Source organism: Serratia sp. CY40230 (assembly GCF_052168835.1).
GTDB lineage: Bacteria > Pseudomonadota > Gammaproteobacteria > Enterobacterales > Enterobacteriaceae > Serratia > Serratia nematodiphila.
Genome location: NZ_JBJNLX010000004.1, coordinates 218846 through 235099 on the forward strand (window position 1 = coordinate 218846; position 16254 = coordinate 235099).

10 protein-coding genes and 1 tRNA gene are annotated in these 16254 nt (G+C 52.4%); 4 read left to right on the forward strand and 7 right to left on the reverse strand.

Features of this window, described 5'->3' with window-relative positions; translation table 11 throughout:
- Positions 1-626 precede the first annotated feature (626 nt).
- The 4 genes from ACJ8IJ_RS15680 to deoC all read right to left on the reverse strand — a co-directional run bounded on the left by ACJ8IJ_RS15680 (position 627) and on the right by deoC (position 4657).
- Complete coding sequence (locus ACJ8IJ_RS15680; RefSeq protein WP_176063748.1) at positions 627-1019, reverse strand: VOC family protein; 393 nt, start codon at positions 1017-1019, stop codon at positions 627-629.
- Position 1020: 1 nt separating this feature from the next.
- Positions 1021-2352, reverse strand: a complete 1332-nt coding sequence (gene fucP / locus ACJ8IJ_RS15685; protein ID WP_115435468.1) for an L-fucose:H+ symporter permease — start codon at positions 2350-2352, stop codon at positions 1021-1023.
- Entirely contained in the window at positions 2352-3878 is a 1527-nt protein-coding gene (locus tag ACJ8IJ_RS15690) for a xylulokinase (RefSeq protein ID WP_442518779.1), read from the reverse strand. Before ACJ8IJ_RS15690 ends, fucP begins: the two co-directional genes overlap by 1 nt.
- Before the next feature lie 65 nt (positions 3879-3943).
- On the reverse strand, positions 3944-4657 hold the full coding sequence (gene deoC, locus ACJ8IJ_RS15695) for a deoxyribose-phosphate aldolase (RefSeq protein WP_337055618.1): 714 nt from the start codon (positions 4655-4657) through the stop codon (positions 3944-3946).
- Between the two features lie 279 nt (positions 4658-4936).
- Between deoC and ACJ8IJ_RS15700 the strand changes: the two genes are divergently transcribed.
- The 4 genes from ACJ8IJ_RS15700 (at position 4937) to dbpB (ending at position 9087) form a co-directional block, all read left to right on the forward strand.
- Positions 4937-5021: transfer RNA gene (locus ACJ8IJ_RS15700), tRNA-Leu, on the forward strand.
- A gap of 766 nt (positions 5022-5787) precedes the next feature.
- A complete protein-coding gene (locus ACJ8IJ_RS15705; RefSeq protein ID WP_442518854.1) occupies positions 5788-6639 on the forward strand; it encodes a hypothetical protein in 852 nt (283 codons plus the stop codon).
- Positions 6640-6712: 73 nt separating this feature from the next.
- Entirely contained in the window at positions 6713-7963 is a 1251-nt protein-coding gene (gene dpdA / locus ACJ8IJ_RS15710) for a tRNA-guanine transglycosylase DpdA (RefSeq protein WP_442518780.1), read from the forward strand.
- Positions 7960-9087, forward strand: coding sequence for a DGQHR domain-containing protein DpdB (gene dbpB / locus ACJ8IJ_RS15715; protein ID WP_442518781.1), 1128 nt, complete (start codon positions 7960-7962; stop codon positions 9085-9087). Before dpdA ends, dbpB begins: the two co-directional genes overlap by 4 nt.
- A 29-nt stretch (positions 9088-9116) precedes the next feature.
- On the opposite strand, the gene dpdD is transcribed toward dbpB, so the two are convergent.
- From dpdD to dpdJ, 3 genes are read right to left on the reverse strand one after another with little or no spacing between them, the layout of a single operon-like run.
- Complete coding sequence (gene dpdD, locus ACJ8IJ_RS15720; protein WP_442518782.1) at positions 9117-11282, reverse strand: protein DpdD; 2166 nt, start codon at positions 11280-11282, stop codon at positions 9117-9119.
- Positions 11275-11805 carry a phospholipase D-like domain-containing protein DpdK gene (gene dpdK, locus ACJ8IJ_RS15725; RefSeq protein ID WP_442518783.1) on the reverse strand — a complete coding sequence of 177 codons (531 nt, stop codon included), beginning with the start codon at positions 11803-11805 and terminating at the stop codon, positions 11275-11277. The genes dpdD and dpdK overlap by 8 nt, the downstream gene beginning before the upstream one ends.
- 11 nt (positions 11806-11816) lie before the next feature.
- Complete coding sequence (dpdJ, locus tag ACJ8IJ_RS15730) at positions 11817-16253, reverse strand: protein DpdJ (RefSeq protein WP_442518784.1); 4437 nt, start codon at positions 16251-16253, stop codon at positions 11817-11819.
- Between the last annotated feature and the right edge of the window lies 1 nt (position 16254).

A 16254-nucleotide genomic window follows, 5' to 3' on the forward strand; every position in this document is an offset into this window, starting at 1 on the left:
TGTGAAATAATAACCCAACTGAACTGATGAAGGTCTAGTAGGGTACTATACTTTAGTCTAACTAGCTTCTAACTCCCTAAGGCGATACACTTTTCTAGTCAATTTTTGATGAAAAAACATAAAAAAAAACCTGACCTCGTAGGGTCAGGCTGCCAAGATCGGCCAACACCAGGGAAAATTTTCTTACACCATCTTAAAGCTATCAACTCAGCAGAGGCAAGTGTTCTCTGCTGGTTTTTAGCTTTGGGTTGCTGTTTTGTTACGTATGCACGCTATTTTCTGTTGGTTCTAGATAAAATCCCATCTCAAGAAATAACATCTCTCCCCTGACAACCCCGTTCCCATTGACTTATTCCAGTTATGACTGTCGTAGATGAAAAAATAGTGTTGTCGGAATGTTGTGCAAACATATTTTTTATTGGCTGAATTATTGGGCTGAAATTATTTTCAGCGTTGTTATCCCGGTTCGGGATTATTTGGCATCGTTTACATAGATCGGGGGAGTAACAAGCATAACCCGACAAGCGGCGAGCCATGGCTATAAAGACGCGTGAGCTGACAAAAAAGCGAATGTGGCCTGATGGTTTATAACAGCTATCAGGCCTCATGCTATGTGGTAAGAAACATTACAGCGGCTGGCTGAACTCCACTCGTTCGCCGTCCGGCCCGGCGATCATCAGATAGCGCACGCCGTTGGCGCCGCTGGGTTGTAGCGTCGGTCCTTCAATCACCGGATACCCCAGATCCGCCAGCCAACGCTGCGTGGCCGCCAGATCGGTGACCCGCAAAGCGATGTGGTCGATACCATAGGCGTTGACGGGGAGAATCAGCCCTTCGGCGGGCAGCTGGTATAACTCCAGCGTTAGCTCACCTAACTGCAAAAACTGTACGGTGACGGGGCCGCCGAGCGCCAGCGTTTGCCGGGGTTCGAAACCGAGTGAACGATAGAAGCCGGCGGCTCGTTCGATATCGGCGCAGCGCAGGCCGACGTGCATCAACCCATTAATCCGGTGTGCCATATCAAATCCCCTTGCGCGCGCAGTAGAAGCCATAGAAGGCGACGTAGGCGAAGCAGACCAGCGGCACTGCGAAGGCGATCTGCATATCGCCGCCGTTGAGATCGGAGATGATGCCCATGATTAATGGCACTACCGCGCCACCGATGATCGACATCACCACGATCGAGCCGGCCACCTGAGTTTCTTCGCCCAGCCCTTTGATCGTCAGGCCAAAGTTGGTTGGCCAGCACAACGCCATACAGAAGTTGACGCCCATGATCGCCACCACCGCCAGCAGGCTTTGGATGTTGACGGCCAGCAGCAACAGCAGCACGCATACCGAACAGAACACGCCGAGCAACCGCGCCGGGCTGAACTTTTTCATCAGCGCGGTGGTGACCACCTTGCCGGCCGAGTAGCAGACCAGCGTGGCCAACAGCCAGTAGGTGGCCGAATGCTCGCTTGCCCCCTGTTCAATCATCTGCACAAAACGAATGGTGAAGCTCCAAAGCCCTACCTGCGCGCCGACATACAGGAACTGCGACAGCACCCCCAATCGGAAGCGCGGCAGCGCCAGCAGGATCTTCAGCGATTGCATCAGCGGCTTGCCCGCTCCCTGATGCGAGCGTTGGGTTTTGCAGGCGGGGAATTTCACCGCCACGAAGATCAGCGCCAGCACGATCAGCACGCTGCCGATGATCAGATAAGGTGTGACTACCTGCGACACCATCTGGGTGCGTGCCGCTTCGGCCGCCGCCGGTGGCATCTGCAGCAGCTCGGCGTGGCTGGGATCGTTTTTGCCGAACACCAGCTGCTGGCCGATCAATACGCCAAAAATGATCCCCAGCGAGTTGAAGATCTGCGAAAAGTTGATGCGCTGGGTGGAGGTTTCCAGCGGCCCCAGCAGGCTGGAGTAGGTATTGGCGGAGGTTTCCAGGAACGACAGCCCGGTGGCGATCACTCCCAGGCAGGCCAGGAAGGCGCCGTAGGTCATGATCTGCGCTGCCGGGATAAACAGGAAACAGCCGAGAGCGTACAGGCACAGGCCGATCACGATCGCCACCTTGTACGAGTAGCGTTTGATCACCGCCGCGGCGGGCAGAGCCATCACGAAGTAGCCGAGGAAGAAGATCGATTGCACCAGCGCGGTTTGGGTATCCGACAGATCGAACCCCTTCTTGAACTGGGCGATCAGGATGTCGTTCAGGTTGCCGGCCATGCCCCACAGGGCGAACAGGCAGCAGACCAGCATCAGCTGCAGCCAGGGCGTGGCGGGCAGATAGGCGCTGCGGTCGATGTTTTCGGCCGCGGCGTGTTGCGCCACGTCGCCTTTGTTAATCAGAGAGTCGCTCATTACGGTGTTCCTTCATCCGGAGAAAAAGAGAACGAGCTAATAACGTCAAGCTGTTCGTAGAGGGGTTGCGCCTGGAGGTAGAGCTGTTCGAACAGCTCGAAGCAGCGCAGGTAGTGTTCGTGTTGGCGCAGATCGGGGGTAAATTCGCGCTCGATGCTGACGGTGCGGCTCACCCCCTGGGCGAAACTGCTGAACAACCCGACGCCGACCCCGGCGACTATCGCGCAGCCGGTAGTGCCGTTCTCCTGATTGCGCGTTTGCAGTAGCGGCAGGTTGTAGACGGAGGCCTTGATCTGCAGCCACAGCGGGCTACGTGCGCCACCACCCGAAGCGATCATTGCCTCCGGTTCCTGCGCGTGGCGCCTGAGCTGCTGCAGATTACGCAGGGAGGCCAGCGCTACGCCTTCCAGTACCGCGCGGTAGAGGTGCGCCTGTCTATGCTTGCGCTGCAGGCCGAAGAACTGCGCGCGTGAGTTGGTGTGTTTCGCCAGCCGCTCGCCGGTCAGATAGGGCAGAAACAGTAGCCCTTCGGCGCCCGGCGGCACCTCGGCCGCCATATCGAGCATCTGCTGGTGGCTGAGTTGGCCGGCGCTCAGCGCCGAACGCGCCCAGCGCATGGCGTCGCCACCGGCATCGAGCAGGGTAAAACCGCCCCAGGCCGAGTTGGCCAGGTGCAGGTTGTTGACGTTGGCAGAGAGCAGCGGGTGTTCCGAGACCACGGTGAGCAGCGTGGAGGTGCCGGTGCTGTCGGAAGCGATGCCGGCCTGATAGACGCCGGAACCGAGCAGGGTAGCGGCCATATCCGCCGTGCCCGCTACCACCGGCACCCCCGGTGGCAGACCGGTAACGCTTGCCGCTGCGGGCGTAATGTGGCCAATCACCTCGCTGGAAAGATGGATGGCGGGTAGCTGATCGGCGCGCAGCCCGAACTGCCGCAGCGCCTCTGGCGACCACTGCAGCGTGGCGCTGTCCATCAGGTAATAGCAGGAGGCTTCGCTGTAGTCGGTGGCGCGTACGCCGCAGAGCCGGAAATTGACGTAATCCTTCGGCATCAACACCGTGGCGATGCGCTCCCACTGCGATGGATGATGCTCGCGCAGCCAGGCCAGCTTGAACGCCGGCCAGGCGGCGGTAGGGGGATTGTTCAACAGTTTCAACCAGAGCTGCGGCGGCTGTTGGTTGCTAAAGCGCGCCACCTGCGGCTGCGCTCGTTTGTCGTTCCACAGCATGGCGCGATCGACGACCAGCTCGCCATCGGCATCGAGCAAGACCGTGCCGTGCATCTGCCCGCAGGCACCGACGGCGGCGATACGCGGCCAGTATTCGGCGTAGCGCGCGTGCAGCTCCTGCGTACACTGGCAGACGCACTGCCACCACAGTGAAGGCGGTTGTTCCGACCAACCGGCCTGCGGCGTGATCTGCTCGTACTCGCGCTGCGCGAAGCCAAGGATTTCCCCGGTGTTGGTGACCAGCCCGGCGCGGGTGCTGCCGGTGCCAATATCAAGGGTAAGAAGTAAATCTTTCATTGTTATCACTCCCGTGGCGGATGGCGCGGGCCACCCGCAGAAGCGTGCGCTGGGATCGCGCAAGATTAGTTATCGTTCAGTTCCGGGAACAGGCCTGGATCCTGTTCGAGCTGCTCCAGCACGCGCTGGGTGGCCGCCGCGCTCATGCCAAAGCGGCGTACGCCCAGCCGAAACAACGCGCGCACCGTGTCCAGATCGCGAATACCGCCGGCCCCTTTGATCTGGATGCGGCCACGCAACTGATCGGCGATGATCGCCACTTTCTCTACCGTGGCGCCGGTCGGTGCCCAGCCGGTGGAGGTTTTCACCCAGGCCATGCCGACCTCGACCGCGATGTCGCACACCCGACGGATCTGTTGCTCGTTCAGATAGTGCGTCTCCAGAATGACTTTGGTCGGCACCGGTGCGGCGGCCTCGACTACCCGGCGCAGATCTTCACGCACGTAGCCGTAATCCCCCGACAGCACCTTACCGATGTTCACCACCATATCGACCTCGCGCGCGCCCTCGGCGATCAGCTGGCGCACCTCCTGCACCTTGAGATCGGTGGTCTGCCCACCGCCGGGAAAGCCGACCGGCCCGCCAATCATCACATCTGCCTGGCCGCGCTCCGGCAGCAGGGTGCTGAGGAAACGCGTCCAGCACGGCAGCACGTGCACCGAGATGATGCGATAGCGGCTGGCCAGCGCGGCGCAGTGACGCACGTCTTCCTCGGTATTGGTGGCCTGCACCGCGCTCAGATCGATCAACCTGGCCATGCGTCGTGTTGTTTCATTCATTGCGTTTATCCTTCTTTTATTTTCATTTGATTTTATTTATTTACCTTATTCTCTTTCATATGGCTTTAAAATCATCATTTGGTGAAATTGTGATCTGTTCTGCGGTTTTGGGGTGAGGGGCATGAAAGAGCGGGAGGAAGATGCGGTAAACGCCGCAAGAAGAGGGTAAACGGGGATTGTGACGCTTTTTTCGACATTTAACTCATTGAATGCCTGATAACTCTTGCGCACCGATCGCGGGAAGGTATAATGCACCCGTTTTCCGCATACTACTTCAGTGCCGAAGTGGCGAAATCGGTAGACGCAGTTGATTCAAAATCAACCGTAGAGATACGTGCCGGTTCGAGTCCGGCCTTCGGCACCATTAAGTACCGCGCGAACAAGAAGCCACCGAGAGGTGGTTTTTTGTTTTTGGAATCCAGTATCTATCTATCCCGCTATATTAACTTTCTCAAGGTCAACTGACTCCAACGTACATCTCTTCATAAGGTCGAGCATCCAGATTAAGGCAGACGGATGCTGCAGTAGTGGGCTGATTTCTGGATGCTAAACGGGAGGGGGCATAACCCCCTATGACGTTGGTAAGTAGCTTAGTTCGTTATGCTTACTAAGTGCGAATTGGCAAAGTCATCTTGAACTTCAATCAATACTTTTTTATAACTATATTTATCCTGCCGGCATCAGAGATGCACTATGAAAACTTTCGATACCCAACTTGCGATGAGTATTGTATTGCACTCAACTGGAGGTTTTAGTTCCGATACTCTTGCCAGGGCTTTGATTTCTAAATATAAATATGAAGATTCTGAGGATCTTCTGGAGTCATGTCGAAGATTTTGTCTATCCCTTGAGGAAAAAGGCATTTTGAGACGATGCCAAAGATGTTTACACGCTCAGGATGAGTATTTCGAGTACATTCCTCACTAACATCAGTCCCTGAAATTTTTTCAGGGACTGACAACTCCGTTCTTGTCTTCCCCCCTTTTCTGAGGTAGCTTGTGTAACACGGTTTTGGGGGAGCGATTGTGAGCAACATCAACTTAATAACTACATGCACAAATGGCAAACACTGTGGAAGCGGAGATATATTGAGCCTGAGTCAATTTTCATCAGGCCGAACCCCTTCAAATGTGCTTGTGAATTCTTGGTGCAATGCTCTGAATGAAGCTATATCTACATCCGCAACTGTATGTGTAGAGGATCTCTATAAAGGTGGGCACTGGGCGACAGCTAAAGCGATATTAAATAATTATCCTATTGATTTATGGGTTCTTTCTGCTGGCTTAGGACTCCTTCACCACAAAGACAATGTGGTACCCTATAAAGCGACCTTTGCTGTTGGATATGACGAATCAATACCATTGTATTCTCAAGAATATGTAGGTAAGAGTTTTCATAGAACATGGTGGAGAGAAGTAACCAATAGATCTGTGTTTAAATCTAAACATCCTACATCTATTTTAGATTTAATGAGAAAAAACAAAAAAGACTATTATATAATCTGCGGATCTCCAGATTATATTAATGCAATTGAGTTAGATATCATTAATGGTCTTGGGTATCTGGTTGATGCAAAAAAACAATTGCTCATTATAACCTCAAAAAAAGTCAATGACAGGTTGATTGCATATCTTTTTAAAACAAACCAAAATATGGCTCGGTGGTTGAAATGTAATATGCTCATGCTCAATGTTAGTGTGGCAAAATATATTGTGAAGGAGTTTACATCAAAACAACTAAATGATTTGAATGAGCTTTCTAAAAATCTATTTGAAGAACTCAAAGAATTACCTGAGCGAGAAATAAAAAAAGGAATTCGCCGCAGTCCGGAGGAAGTTAAGTCTTTCATTTTAAAACTTATGCAACAAAAACCAGGTTTGAGTGCTACACATGCGTTGCGTGAATTTCGTGACTCAGGAAATTCATTTGAAGAAAAACGTTTCCGGGCTGAGTTTAAGGCCCTGATGGAGGCTAAACCTTAATGCGACTTGCCTGGGTTTCATGATAGAATTCCCCGTTTTTTGAGGCTTTGCAGTGGCGTCACAGGAGAGTAAGTTGTCGAAGCTAAAGTATTTTTTCCCTGATAGTCAGGATTTTATCGATCCCAGTTTCGACTTCCTCCGCGAAACGCGTAACGAACATCGTGTGCGTCAACGTGACGATCATTATCCGCATGAGGTCTTTCCTCATCCTTACGACGGTATGCTGGTTTCTAAAGCCGTTGTGGATGGTCTTGGTGGTGGTGAGAGCAAATATACCCGTGCCCAACGCTTACGTTACTTTCGTAATGGTATGAAGCATTTTTTCCGGTTGCCGGAAAATATGGAAACTATGGGTGATTGCGGAGCCTTCACCTATGTCAACCAGGATGTCCCGCCATACCGGGTGGAAGAGGTCATTGAATTCTACGAAACTTCTCGCTTTAACTACGGAGTATCACTCGACCATATCGTTTTTGGCTACGAAAAACCTGGTGAGCCGTTCTCGGGAGATATACTGGCAGAATGCCGCCGTCGTCAGGATATTACCCTGACGCTGGCGCAGGAGTTTTTGGTGAAGTCGCAGAAAAACTGCTTCACGCCGTTTGGCGTGGCGCACGGTTGGAGTAAGAAATCTTACCGCCAGTCGGTAGAAGCACTGCTGGCTATGGGCTATAAAAATATCACCATGGGGGGTATGGTGCCGCTGAAAACTGCGCAGATCCTCGAGACTCTGGAAGAGATCAAGCCGCTGTTTAAAAGCGATACCCAGGTGCATCTGCTGGGGATTGCTCGACCGGAAAGCTTCGTCGACTTCATCCGTCTGGGTGTCACCAGTATCGACTCCACAACGCCGCTTCAGCAGGCGTTTAAAGATCGTAAAAACAACTATCATACGCCTGATGGCCCGGCCTACACTGCTGTGCGTGTCCCTCAGTTTGATGCGAATCCAAGTTTGAGTCGCAAAATAAAATCTGGCGCGATTGATCAGGATATTGCACGGCATCTGGAAAAGGATGCCATGAATGCCCTGTTCGAATACGATAAAGGGGCTTTGTCCCTTGAGAAGACTCTTGAGGCAATCCTGGCCTATGAACGCTTGCATTCGGGTGAAAAAGAGGCCGATAAAATCCGTGCGGATTATGAGCGTACGCTGGGAGAACGTCCCTGGAAACAATGCCAGTGCAATATTTGCCAGGCCATCGGTATCAACGTCATCATTTTCCGCGGAGCAGAACGTAACCGTCGCCGCGGTTTCCATAATATTCAGGTGTTGTACAACCGTTTACAGCACACATTGTCATTACGCTCAGAGGAACTGTCATGAGTGAATATCGTGTTCCCGCCCTGCGAATCCGACAGGGTGAGGAGAGGCAACTCTATAGCCTTGCGATAGAAGGTAAACAGATCAGCAAAATTGCAGCGATTTCGCGTATTCGTCGTGGCGAAGAGAATTTGGTTGGCTATCAGCGTCCAGAAGTACGTAACCATATTCGCGAAATTCAGCGCTACATTGAGAGCGCAAATCCGATGATACCAAACCCGGTGATTATCGCTTTTGATAAGCGTGTGCGTTTTGAACCGCTTACAGATAATGGCGACATGGGACATCTGGTAATACCTTTCTCCGAAGATAAGAGTTTTGAGAAGCCAGGCTTTATTGTGGATGGTCAACAACGTACCGCTGCTTTACGAGATGCGGAAATTGACTCGTTTATGATGCCGGTCTCCGCTTTTATCGCTAATGATGCGGAAGAACAGCGCGAACAGTTTATGTTGGTTAACTCTACAAAACCGTTGCCAAAAACGTTGTTATACGAGTTGGCACCGCATACCCACGGTCGTTTGCCATCCGATCTGCAAATGCGTAAGTTTCCTTCACTGCTGACTCAGCGACTGAACTTCGGCGAAGGTCCACTAGCGGGGCGCATCAAGACGGCGACCAATCCTGATGGGGTTATTGCCGACAACTCGATGATCAAAATGATCGATGCCAGTCTTCGTGAGGGAGCATTGTATCGATTCCGTGACCCGGCAACAGGGTTAGGGGATGAAGTCAAGATGGTGAAACTGTTGAATAACTTTTGGTCGGCTGTGGAAACTGTGTTTACTGACGACTGGGATAAAAAGCCTCGCTATTCCCGCTTGTTACATGGCGTTGGGATTCTTGCGCTTGGCAGTTTGATGGATGAAATCGATCAGGTTCATCAGGACTATAAAGGTGAACCTGGCTGGACTGAGATCCCTTCCTACACTCGTTTTGTCGAAGAGCTAAACCGAATTAAGCCGCTTTGTGCATGGAGCAGTGGCGTGTGGAACTTCGGCACAGATATTGATGGTCAGCCTATCGTCCGTAAATGGAACGAACTGCAGAATCTGTCGAAAGATATCTCATTAGTGACGGATTATCTGGTCACGAGTTATATCAAAGCAGCGAACGACAATATATAAAAAAGGGGCATTTGCCCCTTTTAACGCCACTACTTCTGAACATGCGTAATAAATGCGTTCAGCATTGACCCCGCACCTTTACCTGTCGGATAGATTAAATCTCTGCGCTGCGCTGAGACCGCGTAGAAGGCCTGATGAGTTGCGCTGCCTGCTGAAAAGATGAAGTAATCAGCCTGTTTCGCTTGATTAACTAGCTTATCGGTTGCCGTGTGCACATGGCAGATCTCCACTCTGATCCCGGCGAACAGCGTTTCTAGCATCTGTTTCGCGCGTCTCGCTGCACCTTCTGTCAGGCTATAAATCGCTACTCTGGCTCCGGATAAGTCTGGCAACTCATCTTCTGCATCTGCCGTACCGCTATCCTTCTCAGCCGGAAATACGCTCTCTGCACCTTCCCCTAGCACTCCTGTCGCCAAGTTGCGCATAACAGTACGAGTAGTCGGATCCAGTCGTGCCCATATTCCGCCTACAAAAGACTGAACTCTGAGCCAAAGCGAGGTGAGTGTCGCCAGATCCTGCACCGGAGCATCAAGGAAGAGTTCGATTAACTCGCACAACGCAGACAGGTTGCGGAAAGAACTGGCTCGTTCTACGATCAATTCCAGCATGGCTCCGGACTGTTGGTACGCTTCTTGGCTAACGGAGCCTTGTAGGAACCGGTCCGTCGCCATCGCGGCCAGCTTAATGTCCGCCTGACTGACGCTTTGCTCCATCGCAAGAACATCCAACCACTTCAGCCACGTCGTGCTACTCAGACTGAGTTGATGACGTTCAAGCCATTCAATAAAGGCAGGCATCATGTTACGCAGGATTGGGAACGCGTCTGGTGGAACCTGACTTGATAGTAACTGGAGCATCGTCGCTTCATGAAACGAATCAGCGGACCAGTTTTCACTTTCTAGCGCGACCAGTTGCACTAGGTTGTTACTATCGACTTCTGACTGACACAGTCGGGAGAAACAAATATCCCAGCCCACGATTTGCGGATTGCTCAGATGGCGGATTTCCTCAATGAGTGTTTTCAGCAGCGGCACCGCCATCGCCTGCTCCATCAACTGCTGATCCAGCGTGTGGAGTGTTTGCGCGTAGCTGGTAATCTCTTCTTGCGTTGCTGTCAGGGAGGCTTGCAGATATGCGGCAAGCTGTTGCAATGTATCCGGGACCGACACCGTCGCTGTCGTATCTGGCGGACTCACAACGTTGAACGGTCGACTGGCCCAAGTGTGTAATCCACTCAGCCAGTCGGTTTTCAGACGTTCTGGCAACGCGTTGAGCAGGTCGACCTCTCCAATAAGCATCACACCGGTGGCCCAACTTTTCCACGCAACTATGTCAGCGTCATCCTGGGATAAGAAAGGCATCTGCGTAAACAGAGGATGTAGTGCCAGACATTGCGGGCGAAGAGCCGCCGGGGAGGCCTGCGGATACCCGTGGCTGTCGGGCGTAAAATAGACTTGCTGGTATGCTTTCAGCAGCATCCTCATTAGAGTTGTGGGAATGCGTCCCCGCACCAAATCCACAAGCGAATCGTGGTTCAGCAGCGTGTCCCACCTGTCCAACTTACCTGCCTGCTGGAGTTCGAGCAGCATAAGGTTGCGCCGCGAAAGCGCGCCATTGTTCTTCAGTTCCTGTAGTAAAGCGTCGCTTGTGGTTTCGTCTTTTTGGCTATTTGCCAGAATAAAATCACTCAAGATCCGCCCAAAGGGGCGCTTGACAGTACGTACTATTGATGGCCTGTCACGAAACAGTGTTATAACGTCTTTGAGCGCAGCGAAGACCCGCTCTTTTGCCGGTTTATCCTTCTGTTTTGTGGGAAGTAATTCGATTCGTATAAATCCGGCCGGGCAGTGTCTCAGCAGAGCCGTTTCAGATAGCGACGTCGCTCCTTGCGCCGGGACTAAAGTCACCTTTCTGTCGGCAATAACATCGGCAGAGCCCAGCCTAGCATTCAGCACATTGCTGAGTTCCAGTGTGGTGCGTTCCGTTTCTGCTGCGGCAAAAAATACCCAGCGATGAGCATCGCACCAGGGCAGAATAATCGGCCACTGAGCGTCAGTTGCGCTCTCGTAGAGCGGCAGTAAGACGGCTTTTAAGTCCGCAGGGTAGGCGTTTTCAACGTTTTCCAGCAGCCTGTCCAGCTTCAGTAAATTTCCGTCGCCAAAGAAGTCACACAGCCATTGAGAAGTATCAGTCATGGGTGTCTCCAAAGGTGTACTGGCCGCTAAATTCAATCAAGGCATCTGAAATAACCGTATTATTGGTTGAAAACAGCAGATGCTCATCGTTCAGATTTGCGCCGCTCCAGGTGTAATTCATGGAGCCTTTCAGAAAGAAGTTTTTGGTCAGCATCCCTTTGGCGTGCAGGTTCTCGTGATATATATATTGCATGTCGTGGTCGGGTGATAAGCGCGCGAGTAGTCGCTCGATAAAGACCACGCTGCGCGTGTCTTCACGTGTCACGATGCGTAGCGGACAGCCATTGTTGACGGCGGTAGCGAGTAATTCCTGAAAGCTAATCATTCGGGTGCCCCAAGAAGGATCAAGAAAACTCCACTGACCGCCTCGATTATCAATTACATCGAAGTCGCTCATCCACGGCGAGATCAGCCAGATCAGTTCCGGATAGAGGATTAGGCCACTAAACTGTGCGCTCAGAATTTCCCGCAAATGTCGCTGGCCCAGTGGGCCATGCAGGAAAATTTGTCGTTGCTCTTCCATTTCTGCGTTCCTTACAGCAGCGCTTCGGCCAGTTCAATACGTAACACCAGATTGCCATCCTGATAGTCCACGGCGGACTCGCGGGGGTAGAGATGCAAACCGAAGTACTCAATCGGGGTCACCTGTATCAGAGAGATCACTTCGACAATACGATGGCGAGCCTCTCGCGGCACATGCAATTCTGCAAAGCCGTGTTGGGTAATGGCGTGATGTAACTGTGCTAACCAGTCGCTCTCACTGATGCTGATGATACACGCCGTTTGTTGAAACAGTGAGCTTAGCAGCAGTCGTTCAGTCAGGTTGTTACCGGACTTAAAGGGGTTGTAATAGCTGAGAACCGACTGACGGATGGCATTACCTCGCTGCCAGAGCATTCCCTGAATTTTGCAAAAACGCTCAAAAACTTTAGTCACACTGGCGCCAGGCAGTTCTTGCGTCGCCTGGGTATGGGCAAAAATATTCAGAGCAATTTCGTATCCGGCTTTGTTTTCCAGGTCCCGCCATGCGATGAGATATGTCAGCATCTGCGCATCATGTGACGCCCGGCTGCCTGGGCGTAGGATCCGCGTGTGCAGCACTGACATAAAACTGTGACTGAGTGCAAATCCTTGTGCCTTCAGCAGAGTTCTGAGGTGGGCGTTGGCCTCACGGCGCTGCGAATGGTTGCTGGCATTACGTATTGAGTTCAAGGCCTTTTGGAGTTCGTTGGAAGAGGGAAGTCGCGAAAGCATCTCGAACAGGTCGTAGTCGATCTGCTCGTAGTCGCTGGCGGCAAAACTACGAATAAACAGATTAAGTACGGAGACTGGATCCTGATGAAAAACGTCTTCCAGACGGGTAATGATTCCACAACCTCCGGGTTCTGACTCGGTCAGCCAGACGTCCAGTACCTCGTCGTTGAGTTCGGTATCCACCAGCAAACCGCGCTCATCGACATCCGGCAGTAACAGGTGGCTGGTTTGTTTGACCGCTCCGGCAAAGGTCGTTGTCAGCAGGCACTGTAACCAGTTCTGGAAATCGAGATCATCACTGAGATCCTGAGTCAGGATCGCGCTGTGCTTGTCCACCATGTTAAGGATGTCGGTCTCTTTAAACAGGCTGCGCAAATGTTGCTGCAGTTCCTGGCTTTCGGCGTCGTCTTCACCATCCTCGCTATTTTCAAAGATATTCTCTGCCTGGAAGAGAGAGTCCGCGATATCAGCCAGTCTACGTTGGCCGTCCGGGGTTTTTAATTCCGCGATAGCGCCTGCCAGAGACGACTGCGTGACCAATTCCCGCGTAACCGCAGCCAGGTAGCACTCGTAGATCCAGTCAGCGGTGAACGTGTCATATTCGAAACGTGGTTCATGTTTGATTCGATGCTGGAAATAGAGAGTTCGTAGTGCGCGCTGAATGGCCGGGTCATGCCGGAGGCGTTGCAGCAGAGTGGGCGGAAGCGTAAATCTGAGCCGGACTCCATCCACCCACTGCCGTACGCCAACACCGACAGTCTCGCCATGGTCGACCCACCTGAAGTTCACATGCGCCTGTTGCTTTGTTTTATTGCGTAACGAGGCTGTTGCGTGGGTGGCGTAACGCGTGATGTCGAGAGGTGTCATATTCTGATGGGTAAAGAATGTCATGGAGCGGAGGATGTCCATCCACGGGCCAGCAGGAATGGGGAGCGGATCGGCCTGATCGTCAGGGTTAAACAGGGTATGCCAGCACAGTTGCGAGTTGCTTTTCTCGGTGAGATTTTGCTCGAATTGTAGCGCGCGCGTAAGCACCTGCATCGGGCGAATGACCCGAATAGGAGGCTGACCTTCACACTCGATGACACACTCTGGCTGCCAAGTATCGCCGAAAGCTTGTTCAATTTCAAAATCAACATTTGAAACGCAGTTCATTACCGGAACAAAGCTGTCCGGAATCAGCCAGTCAACTTCATTGTCGGAATAAACGGCATAGCGTTTAGAAATGCGTCCTGGCGCAAACTCTTTCAAACCCTGAATAAAGGGCAAATGTTCACGCTTCTTGAACTTCCGCTCGAGATGGATCTCCAGTTCTGGCAGATTGAGTTCGCTGAATAGCGCTGAAGGAATAAAGGCCGGAAGCGGGGAACGTCCCGTCGAACGGTCTGTCTCAGGTTGGCCCATCCGCGACCATTGGGTGGTGAGTTGTCGTTTTAATGTCGGCAGCAACTCCATCATGATCGAACGGGGAGGCGACCACAGTACGCGCTGAAGTTGCTCGTCAGTGATGCGCAGCGCATAGAACAGATACTTCTCCAACTCCTGCTGCCATGCATGTTGTTCGCTCACGGCGGTAATCAGGTGGAGCATACGATCAAGATGGTCGAGAGACTCTGGCTTTGTCTGCGGTTTATTCAGCAATGACCAGATATTACTTCCAGGGATCTTCATGCTCAACCAGTCAAGTGTCGCCATTGCTGCCTGCATTTTCTGGATATGAATGTTGCCCATCGGCAACGACTGCCCTTTTATCTCTGGATTAATGAGTTCTTCATAGCGTTGATAAACGACACGGTCTCGGCCAAATTCGGACAGGACTGCGACCATCCACGGACGCATGGTTCTTGAACGACCGGCACGCCCTTTACGCTGCAAATAGGAGGCAACGTTACGTGGCGCTTTATGCTGAATAACCATGCCAACAGAGGGATCGTTAAAGCCCACCTCCAGAGACGCGGTTGCAATCACTATTTCCGCTCTAGGATCGACCCCGACGTCCTGACTGGACGTTCGGGCGACGATGGCCCGGTCATTTTCGTCAAGTGGGTGACCAATATCCTGCGCGATACGCCAGTTCTGTCCTGCCTGAGTCAGCGCATGGCTGTTTTGCAGTGTTTCCAGACGCTGAGCGGCCAGCGGCAGTTTTGCAACGAATAAGTATTGACCGCGCGACCGCCAACCTTCAGCGTCACATAATTGATGATAAAGTCGGTTATTGACATCCAGATCGTCGGTGAAAACGAAGGTTTTTTGCCCCCATGTACCGCGCGATTTTTTCCTTTTCGTATCCAGAATACGCCGGGCGAGCATGCTGGTCTGGATAGTCGTTGAGAGGAGGGCTGTTTGTGAAACCGGATCGCCGCGTAATGCCAGTAGATATTCAGCCCCTTCATCTTCCATTTCGTGGATCTTCGGTTCGATAAGAGCTACATGTTTTTTATGCGCACCTACCAGGTCAGCGAAGAATCGTTCGGCGTCACTCAGCGTTGCCGACAGTCCGACAAAATGGGGGCGACTGCGTGCAAGTTGCATCCAGCGTCGCAGCAGATAAGCCGTCTGAGCACCAGTATTCCCCACATAGGTGTGTACTTCATCCAGCAGGACTACCGGCGGCGGTGTTACGCCGATGCCAATGCCAAATAGTTGATTCGCTTGGTTGTTCCCGAGGTGCTGATTGAGCATTTCGGTGGTGGTAAACAGGATGTCAGGCGGGTTTTTCATTAACGAGACGCGGGTCAGGATCACTTCGTCACTGTCTACGCTATGATCGCAGTGGCTACAACGAAGAATCTCTCTTTTCAATTTGATATCTTCTGCTTTCCAGTGCATTTGTCCCGGACATTTTGGCGTGGTGCAACGGAGTAAATCAAAGGGCATATCCTTGTCTTTATCTTTTGTTGCGTATTGATGGCTGAACGGGGTGTCACCGAAAAAAGAGCCAATACGAATCTTGCGTCCTGCCAGTGTCAGGGCCTGACTGTCGAGCTCACGACATTTGCCCCAGGTTTCCATGAACTGATCTTTAAGCAGTTCCTTACGTGGATACAGTGCCAGCGTCCTGACTCGCTGTGCGTTGTCGCGCTGAATATCATTAAGGAGCGAAGTGAGCGCCGGGAGATAGAACGCCAGCGTTTTACCACTCCCCGTACCTGCACAGACAATAGTCCCGGTGGCTTCTTTCGCGTGAGCATGATTGCTATGAAAGTGCCAAGCACGCAAAATACGTTCGGTTGAGCGTTCCTGAAAACCGGCAATAGAAAAGTCACCGATCAGTCGGGAAAGCGCTTGGCGTTTAATTTCGTTCATCCACAGAACATCAACCCATTTGTTCAGTACTGTTTGCGCCGGAAGTTCCCGCTTCGGATAGTTGCGCGGGCGACGGACGAAACGGTAGTCGGCGACCAACGTCCGGGCTCGCTGAAGCGGTTGATCACGGAACCATTGACGCTGGTGTCGGAACAAGTGGACCGATTCCGCCATACGCGTGCGGTAGTGCGCCCCCCCTTTGCTGGTCGGGACGCTGAAGAGCATGGCAGCATTCTGCAACTCTGCCAGTAACGACTCGGCATCTTCGTACGGCAGGTTCCGGGTAAAGAGTGAGATGATATCGGCATGGGTAAACGCGCCATCCGTATCACCCCAGACCAGCAGTTCCGCTTCCCGCTCTTCGAGCAGGTCCAGCGCCTGGTGCAGGTGGGACAAATCAGCCGTAGACATA